This window comes from Pseudobutyrivibrio ruminis, assembly GCF_015057245.1.
In the GTDB taxonomy this organism is placed as follows: Bacteria; Bacillota; Clostridia; order Lachnospirales; family Lachnospiraceae; genus Pseudobutyrivibrio; species Pseudobutyrivibrio ruminis_E.
Genome location: NZ_SVET01000025.1, coordinates 17,324 through 27,745, shown reverse-complemented (window position 1 = coordinate 27,745; position 10,422 = coordinate 17,324). Strand labels below are relative to the sequence as shown.

The window sequence follows — 10,422 nt, the reverse complement described above, 5'->3', positions numbered from 1 at the left end:
CACAGTATCTTAAAATAGCATAGTCGAACCTATAGAAAAGGTAAAGAAAGACTATGACTTTATATAATAGTAGGAGATTTTTTGAAAATAAATTAACAAATTTCGCAGCTTGTAGGGCTCTTTTACTAAAGAAAGAGCGTGGCAAATTCAAGTTTAATAGTTTTCGCCTGTAAAAATGTATTTCTACACTAATTGAAAAGACTGCGCGGATATAAATCGAAATATATGCCGATATATGTTAAAATATAATAGAAAAGGAGGCGGATATTATGACTAATGCTGACGCATGGAATTATGCAATAGGTATGATTAAAGTAGACGGTCTAGAGCCAACTAAAGATTTTAAAGAATATATAGAAAAAGAAAAACGTGGTGAAGTAACAATGGAGGATGCAAAGCGTTTTTTAGATAAGAAATATAAGATGAAGGAGTCCGCAAATGCGTGATCCTTATCTTTATGAGGATGTTCCTGTACTAAAAAATATTCTTGGTATAAAATCTCAAGAATTGCTGGATGAAGCTGAGGCTGATTATGTTGTATATCGATTAAAAGATGTATCAATTAATCCATTGCCGGGAGATTATCACACGGAACATTTTCTTAAGATGCATCAGGTTATCTTTCAAGATATATTTGATTGGGCGGGTTCGCCTCGAACTATTTCGATTTATAAAGAGGAAGATGTTTTAGGTGGACAATCTGTAGAGTATTCTGATCCGTTTGATATTGTTTCTGATATTCATCATGTATTGAAAGACATGAGAGAAAAAGAATGGGATGCATTTAATCATGAAGAATTAGCAAAAAGAGTATTTATATAAAATTGTTTATGATGCTCTTTCTGAGCAATAATGTGAACGTTGCAAAAAGTGTCGTAGGTTTGCAGAACAGCAACAGGCAGCTATCGCTAACAAGTAATTGGCGGCTTTGTTGTTTGGCTAGTGAAATATAGTTGAGTTATTGGGCCCAGCCCCTTCGGTTTTGCCGAGGGCTGGGTCTTTTTGGCTATTGTGGGCTGTTTGTTGGAGGTGGCTTTTGGGGATAATTCCGGTCAAATACTAGTGAAACTCTATAAAATGCATCCCAAATGTTGGACTTGTTGTTTTAGGATGCATGCATCTAAGTTGTAATTTTGTATGATGCATCCCAGAGGAGAATTATGTGTTGTTGGGATGCATATGATTAGAGTTGATTATAGTGATTTTCATCCCATAGGTGTTTTTTGATTTTTGGGGATGCATATTTATAGAGACGATTGTTTAAGTTAATACATCCCATAGTCAATATTTTGAGATTTGGGATGAAAAAGTATTTGGCAGTATGCATCCTGAATACGCATTATCGATATACGGGATGCACTGCTTAAATATCAGGATTTCGATTTGGTATTTCGTGACGACTAAGGATTCTGTATAATTAAAGGCAGTGAAATTAACAAAGCGCGATTTAGGGGGGAGCAATATGATTCTTGCAATTGAAAGCATAGTCTTATGTGGATTGTTTACCTTGATGGTTTATATCATGTCTAGAAATCCGATTAAGACATTGTACAACTATCCGCCGAAGATTCAGGAACGTGTAATGTCCTTAGATGAATATAAGGACCAGGTTCCTACCCGAAAGAATAAGGTGGTAGCCAAAGTAGGAGCATCAGTATTATTTGTGGTGATTCTTGCTTTGATCCTAAGATTTATCAATGGATATACAACGTTCTTGCAGGCATTTGAATATGGTTTTTTGCTTTGGACTATCGTAAATGCGTATGATGCAATTGTGCTTGATATCATTTGGTTTTGTCATGATCCATGGTTTGTGCTCAAAGGCACTGAGGACATGGTGGACGAGTATCACGACTATTGGTTTCATATCAAAGGATTTTTCATAGGCGAAGGGCTGGCGATAGTGGTGTGTGCCCTGGCAGGGTTAGTTGTATCGCTGATGCCGTATAGCAGCATTGAACAGCCTCCAAATGCGCCTGACACTGTAGAAGTGCAGGAGGCTATTATTGAAGAAGATTCAGTGGAAGAGGTAGGGATGATATTACAAATTGATGGAAAAGAAATACCAGTTACTTGGGAAGATAATGCATCTGTGGATGCTTTGCGTGAACTTGCAGCTGATGGCCTGGAAATCCAAATGTCTATGTATGGTGGATTTGAGCAGGTGGGCTCTATCGGCCAGAGCATTGCCAGAGATGATAAGCAGACCACCACAAGTGCAGGTGACATTGTGCTCTATTCAGGCAATCAGATTGTTGTATTCTATGGCTCTAATTCATGGGCATACACCAGGCTTGGTAAAATCAATCTGTCTGAAGATGAGGTGACAGGGTTATTAAGTAATGCTGATGTGACATTGAAATTAGCTCAATAGGAAGAAATAGCTTGAGTTGTTCAGATGATGAATATATACACCGAAGGCGTTAGGTTATTTTATTCTGATAGTCAGCTTCCAGAAAAACTTACAGACAAAGAAAAGAAGATATTCAAAGTGATTATATTTCAGATCTTACAAATGCAGAAGTTATAGAACTGGATTGTGGTCATTATGTACATAATTTTAGGCAAGATATAATAGCTGAAAAACTTGTAGAATTTATTGAATCGCAGCTTGTATTGGAGAACATAGATGGAACTGAAGAGAATAGATTGCAAACTAACAGTCTGTAAGGTAACTGAGGTATCAAGTATCAATTTAGAGTCGGATTTATATTTTATTGGTAAGACAGATGAAGAGGTATCGTTAGTTTGTAAAACGGAAGATACTCCTATAAATACGGTGGAACGAGATGATGGATGGCGAGGTTTTCGCATTCAAGGAGTTCTTGATTTTTCATTAATTGGAATTTTGTCAAAACTTTCAGGTATTCTTGCAGAGCACAAAATTGGAATCTTTGCAGTATCGACATATAACACAGATTATATTCTTGTAAAAGAAGAAAATTTTGAGCGTGCATTGAACGTATTGGATGCTGAAGGATATACAGTGGTATAACTTCAAATTTGTAGTGAAAAAATGATGTCAAAGTGACTTAGAAAAAATTAATCATTAGGGAACAGGAGGCATGTGCCTCCTGCCTGGTTACTTTACATATTCAGCAATTGCGCGGCTGACAAACTCGGCAGTACCGTTTCCACCGGCTTTATCGATGTTTGTTTTGAATTCGCCTTCTGCAGCGTACATCTTACCAAGACCTGCAAGAGTTTCATTGGTACATTCATAAAAGTTTTTTGTGATGTAGTTCTGGATGTCCTTTATCATGGCCTGAGCTTCTGCGGATTTAGGGTCAGAATCCTTAAGCTTACCGCATTTCTCAAATAACTTCATGAAATCGCTCCAAAGCTTTTTCTCATCATCCTTAGAACGAGAAGCTGACTTCTGTTCATATTCTAAAAAAGCCTTGCTGTCTCCCCATTGCTCTTTCGCTTTTCTTGTGTATTCCTCTAACTTACTAGTATCAAATGCTGTAAAATCCATAATATTATTTCCTCCGTTTTGTATTCCACGGGCGAAATCTATAAGGCTTTCCAGATGCTCTTTTTTCATTGTAAGAAGTTCAATCTGTTGTTCCAGGGCCTTCTTTTTGTCAAAATCAGGTCGCGTAACGATTTCCTTAATTTCTTTTAACGGGAACTCCAACTCTCTGAATAATAAAATCTGTTGCAAACGTTCCATTGCTGCATCGTCATACAGTCGATACCCTGATTCAGTGTACTCTGCCGGCTTTAGTAGTCCAATTGAATCATAGTATTGCAGTGTGCGTATACTCACGCCTGCTAATTTGCTTACTTCATTTACTGTCATCATTGCTTTTCCCTCCGTGGTAATTATACAATAAACTATGACGTAACGTTAGGGTCAACATCTTTTGTGAAAATAAGAGGTGTTAAATTTAATCAGATAAAAATCGCAATTTGTTGAGCTCTTCTATAAGCGAAAAGCTTGATAACTTCAAATTGCCAGAGGACATGATGAGAAAGAAATTATTATTATTTATTATTTATGGTTTTATATTTATATCTTTTTTTTATGGATTTAATCTTCAGGAACCTTCACTTTCGGTAGATTTTGGCGATGGTACTATGTACGCAGTATGTTATACAGAAGCGGGAAGGTTAATAAATAATATAGTTAGCGCTATTTTTGCAATCATAATGATTATTCCGTTGATTATAGATTTATTGAATAAAAAAATAAAATTAACGTATAAGATATGGCCTATATTGGTTGGTTATACCATTGCCTTGGGTATATGTTTTATTATAAGTTTCCATTATAATCCTATAGCAGATTTATCACACAAGGCATTTATATTTTTTAATGAAAATGTCGTAAAGATGCAATATTTGGAAATCCTTTGAAACTATGCTTCTTGAATGGTGCAAAAATAGTGGAATTGTCCGGATTTTGTTGCTATGAAACCAATCCTACGACAATTTTTGTCATATCTTCTGTTGATTCAGTGTAACCATTTATTGCCCATTTTATAAAGATCCCGAAGAGACCATATGCAAGATAATAGCTTTCATAAGTATCTGAGTCTTCTCCAATGTCACTATTAGTTACGATAGTTTCATAGGCTGCAAGTATTGCACCTTTATGTCCTTGATTGATGATCAGATCATTCTTTTCTCCCATGGAATAGCAGAAATCAAAATATCGCTTTACCCGATAGCTGTCATTAAGCTGGTGTTCTTTTAGTTTATGCTTTTGTTCATACTCCCGCCATTTCATGACAATATATGCTGTTATGATTTCATCTTTGGATTTGAAATTGCGAAAGTATGTAGCACGTCCGATGCCGCCCTTTTCACATAATTCGTCCACAGTGATCTTTTCAATATTCTTTTCTTTCATAAGTGAAAAAAGAGCTTCGCCATAGGAAGATGTAACATATTCCGACATTTTTCAGTATTCCTTTCAGAGCTGTGATACTATTTGGCAAAATAGTATCATTTTCTGTAAAATGTTGATTTTTAAGTCCTTGATGATACTATAGTATCATCAAAAGGGGGATTGTCAAGCACCTGAAAGAAAGGGGCGTATATTATGAACCGTATTTCGGCAAAAAAACATAAAGTATTGAAGGCTGTTATGATAGTTGCAGTAGTTCTTGCCATTATAGTGGTGGGCGTATTCTTCTTTGTTGCCACACATGCACAGATTCTGGTAGGCGCTATACAGAACTACGCAGACAATGGCAAGCCGATTAATTCATATGAACCCTTGTATGAACCGATTGATGGACTAAAAGATAATGGGCAGTATCTTATCAGTGAGATCAACTATGCTACGGACTATCCGAATAGTTTTCTTGATATTACCTATCCTGACAATGACAGAGAAGCTGATAGACCGACGCTATTCTACTTTCATGGCGGAGGCTTCTTTGCTGGCAGCAAGAATATGGGAGATCCCCTTGCAGCAACTGAAGCAACATCACTTCTCGATGATATCTGTGCCGCGGGGTATAACATCGTAAATGTGGACTATGCGCTTGTTCCTGATGAGCATTTCCCGGTTCCTTTGATCCAGGCAAATCAGGCTTTTGCATATATCATGGAGTATGGTGAGGAATATCACCTTAACACAGATAAGATTATCATTATGGGATCATCAGCCGGAGCCATTATCACCTGTCAGATGGGGACAATAATAACGAATCCAGAATATGCTAAGCTTCTCGGTATTACTCCTGCGTTGTCTCCTGAACATATATGTGCAATTGTGGCTGATGACGCTCCGCTGGACTACGAAAACTTTTCGCTTGGATGCAAGTTCCTGGTAGGAAATTATGTTAAAGGATCTATTTTCCTTAATAAAGATGAGTTGAACTGCTATGATTGTATTCCGCATATGACGGGAGATTTCCCTCCGGCCATCATGCTTGGCAGTGAATACCGCTATGATATGAACGAAATGCATGAAAAGCTTGATGCACTTGGCGTGAAGAATGAACTTGTGGATCCTTATGCAGAGAAGGGAGAAGAAAAGCTGCATTGCTTTGTTGCAAACGAAAGGGGGGACGCAACGGCTAAAGAAGCGTTTGACAGGCTTCTTGTATTTCTTAAAACAAATACAGAGGAGAACAAGTGATGAAAAGTGCTAAAAAGAGTATCTTAAAAAGGTTTCTTATAATCATCGGAATAATTATTGTTGTGGTGGGTCTTGGTATCTTTGCACTTTTGAAGCTGACGTTTTTAAAGAGCTTTCCAAAGCTTAAAGGAGAACCGGAGGTCGGGAAATGGTATGAGGTGCCTGTGAGCGGTACTCAGTCATCTGATGGCAGTGAATGGCATGGTATATTACGTAAAGGCACAGAGAACAAAGTGGTTGTGTATTTCTTTGGCGGCGGAGTCAGTATCACTCCGGAAACGTCAGAGGGAGGAAAAGAGTTCTTTGCTACAACGATGACCGCACAGGATTTTGTTGCTCAAGGCGGTATCGGAAGTAACTCTGATGAGAATCCCTTTAAGGATTGGAGTTTTATTGTAATACCATATGCGACCGGCGATTTTCATGCCGGGACGGGCATTTATGAGGGTGAGAAAACGGTATACCACACCGGATATAGCAATTATTCTGCATACATAGAGCAGATAAAAGAGTATGTTGGCAAACCTGACACTCTTCTTGTTACAGGGTTCTCGGCGGGAGGATTTGCTACTTCGCTTCTAGCAGATGATGTGATCAGCCGTTTTCCAAGCGCAAATAATGTAACAGTCTGTGTTGACAGCTCACTTCTGCTTTATGATGGATGGCATGAAACAGCGGTTAATCTTTGGAAGTCACCGGCTGAAATATCTGAGAGGCTTACCACAAACAATATCGTTCTTGACAGTCTGACCGCATTGTACGAAAAACGTGGTGACAGTGTGAAGATCCTTTTCGACTGTTCTTATCGTGATGACACTCTGATGCAATACCAGTCATACATTGATAATGGCAAAATGGATAAGACGAAAGATCTTGGCGATAAATTCCAGAAAGACCTCAAGGATATGGTTAATGGGTTGCAGGCAAATATTCCGAACGTAGGGATATATATTTGGAATGCAGGTGAGGATCCCAATACGCATAATACCCAGCATACAATCATTTCGGCTAATATGTTTGATAAACTTGGAAATGATAAAAGTGTCGGCGAGTGGATTTATGATGCCACAAATGGTACTGTTCAGACATATGGGCTTGAGCTGCTTGGGAAAACTTACTAAAAGGCTGGATGATTCGTACTGGTCTAATATTATGTCATTTATATTCGATTATTAAGAATTCCAGTTTGTCGGACAAAACTAAATAAAACCTTACATAGTGCATTGGGGACTGCTAATCAGAATGAACCTAAAAATGTAATTCCATTTCCACTACCAGATATTATGGAGGGGTAATAAATCACAAATAATGTTTGTAGATGTAGAAAGCTCAGGCTCGAGTTATAGAGACTGGGCTTTCTTTACCAAATATAATGAAATGAAAAGCAGTGCCTTATAACGGAAACGCAACAGTTTCATTATACAGCTTCTGTAACACTTTAATAAAAGTATCAAGGCTCTGACGTTGATCAGCTTTGTGAGTGCATAAAACACAGGAGAAAGTATCGTCGCAGTCATAAGGAATCCAGGCAAACTGTCCGCTGTGGTCGTTAAGAAAACCAGGAGCCAGGCAGATTCCTTTACCGGAAGCAACGTTAGTAAGTGTGGTGTCATGATCTGGACTATTAAAATATTCAATTTTTCCTGATGAAATAAGCTTTTGCTGAACTGAGCGGAGAAGTGCCGGTGAGCCTCCACCTACCATAAGAGTGCGACCATAAATGTCTTCGTCGGTAATAAGATTTTTCTCGGCTAGAGAATCAGCTTTATCACAAATTAAATAAATATGACTTTCAAACAGCTTGTGGACATTGGTGCCTGCAAGCTGTTTTGTTTGTTCTTCCAAGGCAAATATAATGTCGGATTCATTTTTCAAAAAGCTATCTATGCCGTTTTCATATTGGAATAGAGGGGTTATTTGCACTCCAGTTTCATTCTTTTCGAAGTCCTTTATTGCTTCAGGGAGAAAGTAAAGAGCCTGTCTAACCATAAGACTGATAGTGATATTGTCCTGATATTTCGCACTGAAGTTTTGAGCCTGTTCAATGGCTCTTTTGAGCTCTTTACGCATATTTGAAAGGTAGGTTACAAACTGTTCTCCTGCAGGAGTAAGAGTAGCCCCTTTTCCATTTCTAACAAAAATTTCAAAACCAACTTCTTCTTCAAGCAGTTTTATCTGATATGAAAATGTAGGCTGACTCACAAACATGTTCTCGGCACCTCTGGAAAAGCTCTCCGTACGAGCCAGTTCTATACAATAATCTATCTGCTTTGTTGTCATAGTATACCTCTGATATTTAAAAATTAAATCAATTATCTAATGTTTCTATTGGATATTATATAACTGACGTGAGATAATGTAAACAACAAAGGAGGTAGTAAACATGGCAAAGACATTAATCGCTTTCTTTTCAAGAGCGGATGAAAACTATTTTGGCGGAGCAATGAGATATGTAAAGGTCGGTAATACAGAAATCGTTGTTAACCAGATGAAAGAACTGATAGATGCAGATACATTCAAGATTGAGATGTTAAATCCTTATTCTCCGGTGTACATGAACTGCATTGATGAAGCGAAGAAAGATTTAAGAGAAAATGCTCGTCCAGAGCTTACAAAGTATTTAGATAGTATTGATGGGTACGACACCATTGTGCTTGCTTATCCAAATTACTGGGGAACATTCCCAATGGCGGTAGCAACCTTCCTTGAAAGATACGATTTCACAGGAAAGAAAATTCTTCCTCTTTGCACAAATGAGGGAAGTGGCATGGGTTCTAGCGAACGTGATGTTAAAAAATATGCTAATGGCGCAGATGTAGTAAAAGGTCTTGCAATTACAGGAAGTCAGGCTACAAATGCGAAGGCTGCAGTAGAAAAGTGGTTTGCTGCAAACGGATTGATGTAAAGAAATAGAGATGGAGGATCTTAGGATCCTCTATATTTTTTAGAACAGTTATTTTAAGAGAGATAGCTGTTCTTTTTTATTACAACTTTTGAATATGTATTCCTTGATGGAGGCGGATTCGATATAATGATAGGCAGAGTGAAGGAGTATTTATGGTAAAAAAAATAGTTAGAGATCCACTGTTTTTACAACAGAAGTCTGAGCCGGCCACAGAGGCTGACGCGCAGGTTATAGTGGATTTAATTGATACATTAAAAGCAAATTTAGATAGATGTGTGGGAATGGCTGCAAATATGATTGGTGTTAAAAAGCAAATCATAGTTGTGGCTGCAGGTCCTTTCATTTTCCCGATGGTCAATCCGGTGATTACTGCCAAGAGCGGTAAGTATGAGACAGAGGAAAGCTGCCTGTCGTTGGACGGCGAAAGACCATGCGTAAGATATAAGGAAATAGAAGTGGATTATCTTGATCAAAACTTTAAGCCTCAGCATGGCAGGTATACAGATTTTACCGCACAGATTATACAGCATGAAATCCAACATTTTAGCGGGGATTTAATCTAAATAATATAGAGGGGGGAGACAAATGAATATTTCTTATAAGAAGCTTACACCAACTGAATTAGATATATTCATCAATATGAGAATTACACAGCTTACAGAGGAATATGTTTCATCTGGGCGAACTGTTCCGACAGATGTTGATTTGCAAGCAGCATTGAAAGATTATTATGATAGACATCTTGCGGATGGGACATTTGTCTCATGGCTGGCATTTGATGGGGATAAAATAATAGGAACTAGTGGTATGTCTTTTGTTGAAAAGCCACCATATTTTGGTTGTCCAACAGGAAGATTAGGCCTCCTTTCCAGCATGTATACTAATCCAGATTATCGAAGGATGGGCATTGCAAAAGAACTGCTTAATAGAGTGGTAGAAGAGGCAAAGGCTTATGGCTGTGGAGCAGTACATATTACTGCTTCAGATATGGGCGTAAAGCTCTACACTTCTTATGGATTTGAGCACAACGGAAATTTTATGCAGTATAAGTTGTAAAATGGGATTTGAAGGAGGAGAAAGCTTTGGAAGCAGGAGAATTAAAAATGACAGTATCATCTGTTTGCAGAAGTGAACAGGGGGATAAGTATGCGTTTGTTACATTTCAGGATGGTGTTAGGACAGCTGAAGGGAAAATTCCTGACTGTAAAATATTAAAAAATGATGGATTTGCGGAGATTGAAGTTCAGCAGTTGGAAAGATATTTAAAAGAACACCTTACAGAGCTTAAAAAGATGGCTGCTTCCATAGATATTTTTTCTGCGTTTAAAGGTGAATAAAAGAAGCATTTATATTTATTACTAATCCTTCCCAAAATAGGGAAAAGCTTATGCTTGCTACTCGCTTTTCTCTCAGAGTGAAT

At 37.9% G+C, this 10,422-nt stretch carries 14 protein-coding genes; 11 read left to right on the top strand and 3 right to left on the bottom strand.

Going from position 1 to position 10,422, the window contains the following annotated elements:
- Positions 1 to 269: 269 nt before the first annotated feature.
- From E7274_RS13860 to E7274_RS13845, 4 genes are all read left to right on the top strand, one after another.
- Positions 270 to 446, top strand: a complete 177-nt coding sequence (locus E7274_RS13860) for a hypothetical protein (protein ID WP_304176730.1) — start codon at positions 270 to 272, stop codon at positions 444 to 446.
- Positions 439 to 822 (top strand): hypothetical protein, encoded by a 384-nt coding sequence (locus E7274_RS13855; protein ID WP_304176727.1) that lies wholly within the window; start codon positions 439 to 441, stop codon positions 820 to 822. Before E7274_RS13860 ends, E7274_RS13855 begins: the two co-directional genes overlap by 8 nt.
- Before the next feature lie 640 nt (positions 823 to 1,462).
- Positions 1,463 to 2,374, top strand: a complete 912-nt coding sequence (locus E7274_RS13850) for a cyclophilin-like fold protein (protein ID WP_304176724.1) — start codon at positions 1,463 to 1,465, stop codon at positions 2,372 to 2,374.
- Between the two features lie 255 nt (positions 2,375 to 2,629).
- Positions 2,630 to 2,995, top strand: a complete 366-nt coding sequence (locus E7274_RS13845; RefSeq protein ID WP_033153814.1) for an ACT domain-containing protein — start codon at positions 2,630 to 2,632, stop codon at positions 2,993 to 2,995.
- 87 nt (positions 2,996 to 3,082) lie between these two features.
- Here E7274_RS13845 and E7274_RS13840 read toward each other — a convergent pair whose 3' ends face one another.
- Entirely contained in the window at positions 3,083 to 3,808 is a 726-nt protein-coding gene (locus E7274_RS13840; RefSeq protein ID WP_304176721.1) for a MerR family transcriptional regulator, read from the bottom strand.
- Between the two features lie 164 nt (positions 3,809 to 3,972).
- Between E7274_RS13840 and E7274_RS13835 the strand changes: the two genes are divergently transcribed.
- A complete protein-coding gene (locus tag E7274_RS13835; protein ID WP_304176694.1) occupies positions 3,973 to 4,362 on the top strand; it encodes a hypothetical protein in 390 nt (129 codons plus the stop codon).
- A gap of 52 nt (positions 4,363 to 4,414) precedes the next feature.
- On the opposite strand, the gene E7274_RS13830 is transcribed toward E7274_RS13835, so the two are convergent.
- On the bottom strand, positions 4,415 to 4,906 hold the full coding sequence (locus E7274_RS13830) for a TetR/AcrR family transcriptional regulator (RefSeq protein ID WP_304176692.1): 492 nt from the start codon (positions 4,904 to 4,906) through the stop codon (positions 4,415 to 4,417).
- A 144-nt stretch (positions 4,907 to 5,050) separates the two neighbouring features.
- Between E7274_RS13830 and E7274_RS13825 the strand changes: the two genes are divergently transcribed.
- Complete coding sequence (locus E7274_RS13825; RefSeq protein WP_304176689.1) at positions 5,051 to 6,097, top strand: alpha/beta hydrolase; 1,047 nt, start codon at positions 5,051 to 5,053, stop codon at positions 6,095 to 6,097.
- Positions 6,097 to 7,218 carry a pectin acetylesterase-family hydrolase gene (locus E7274_RS13820; protein ID WP_304176686.1) on the top strand — a complete coding sequence of 374 codons (1,122 nt, stop codon included), beginning with the start codon at positions 6,097 to 6,099 and terminating at the stop codon, positions 7,216 to 7,218. The genes E7274_RS13825 and E7274_RS13820 overlap by 1 nt, the downstream gene beginning before the upstream one ends.
- Positions 7,219 to 7,489: 271 nt before the next feature.
- Here E7274_RS13820 and E7274_RS13815 read toward each other — a convergent pair whose 3' ends face one another.
- A complete protein-coding gene (locus E7274_RS13815) occupies positions 7,490 to 8,377 on the bottom strand; it encodes a LysR family transcriptional regulator (RefSeq protein ID WP_304176684.1) in 888 nt (295 codons plus the stop codon).
- A gap of 103 nt (positions 8,378 to 8,480) precedes the next feature.
- Between E7274_RS13815 and E7274_RS13810 the strand changes: the two genes are divergently transcribed.
- The 4 genes from E7274_RS13810 (at position 8,481) to E7274_RS13795 (ending at position 10,339) form a co-directional block, all read left to right on the top strand.
- Complete coding sequence (locus E7274_RS13810; RefSeq protein ID WP_304176681.1) at positions 8,481 to 9,002, top strand: flavodoxin; 522 nt, start codon at positions 8,481 to 8,483, stop codon at positions 9,000 to 9,002.
- 152 nt (positions 9,003 to 9,154) lie between these two features.
- Positions 9,155 to 9,565: a peptide deformylase gene (locus tag E7274_RS13805; protein ID WP_304176679.1), complete on the top strand. Its 411-nt coding sequence runs from the start codon at positions 9,155 to 9,157 to the stop codon at positions 9,563 to 9,565.
- A 22-nt stretch (positions 9,566 to 9,587) separates the two neighbouring features.
- Complete coding sequence (locus E7274_RS13800; protein ID WP_304176676.1) at positions 9,588 to 10,058, top strand: GNAT family N-acetyltransferase; 471 nt, start codon at positions 9,588 to 9,590, stop codon at positions 10,056 to 10,058.
- A gap of 26 nt (positions 10,059 to 10,084) precedes the next feature.
- Positions 10,085 to 10,339, top strand: coding sequence for a hypothetical protein (locus E7274_RS13795; protein ID WP_033153817.1), 255 nt, complete (start codon positions 10,085 to 10,087; stop codon positions 10,337 to 10,339).
- Positions 10,340 to 10,422: the final 83 nt, after the last annotated feature.

Bases quoted from the DNA above. Each gene is read 5' to 3' on its own strand.
- E7274_RS13850 (WP_304176724.1), top strand. From the start codon at position 1,463: ATGATTCTTGCAATTGAAAGCATAGTCTTATGTGGATTGTTTACCTTG.
- E7274_RS13820 (WP_304176686.1), top strand. From the start codon at position 6,097: ATGAAAAGTGCTAAAAAGAGTATCTTAAAAAGGTTTCTTATAATCATC.
- E7274_RS13830 (WP_304176692.1), bottom strand. From the start codon at position 4,906: ATGTCGGAATATGTTACATCTTCCTATGGCGAAGCTCTTTTTTCACTT.
- E7274_RS13840 (WP_304176721.1), bottom strand. From the start codon at position 3,808: ATGATGACAGTAAATGAAGTAAGCAAATTAGCAGGCGTGAGTATACGC.
- E7274_RS13800 (WP_304176676.1), top strand. From the start codon at position 9,588: ATGAATATTTCTTATAAGAAGCTTACACCAACTGAATTAGATATATTC.
- E7274_RS13860 (WP_304176730.1), top strand. From the start codon at position 270: ATGACTAATGCTGACGCATGGAATTATGCAATAGGTATGATTAAAGTA.
- E7274_RS13810 (WP_304176681.1), top strand. From the start codon at position 8,481: ATGGCAAAGACATTAATCGCTTTCTTTTCAAGAGCGGATGAAAACTAT.
- E7274_RS13805 (WP_304176679.1), top strand. From the start codon at position 9,155: ATGGTAAAAAAAATAGTTAGAGATCCACTGTTTTTACAACAGAAGTCT.
- E7274_RS13825 (WP_304176689.1), top strand. From the start codon at position 5,051: ATGAACCGTATTTCGGCAAAAAAACATAAAGTATTGAAGGCTGTTATG.
- E7274_RS13845 (WP_033153814.1), top strand. From the start codon at position 2,630: ATGGAACTGAAGAGAATAGATTGCAAACTAACAGTCTGTAAGGTAACT.
- E7274_RS13815 (WP_304176684.1), bottom strand. From the start codon at position 8,377: ATGACAACAAAGCAGATAGATTATTGTATAGAACTGGCTCGTACGGAG.
- E7274_RS13835 (WP_304176694.1), top strand. From the start codon at position 3,973: ATGAGAAAGAAATTATTATTATTTATTATTTATGGTTTTATATTTATA.
- E7274_RS13855 (WP_304176727.1), top strand. From the start codon at position 439: ATGCGTGATCCTTATCTTTATGAGGATGTTCCTGTACTAAAAAATATT.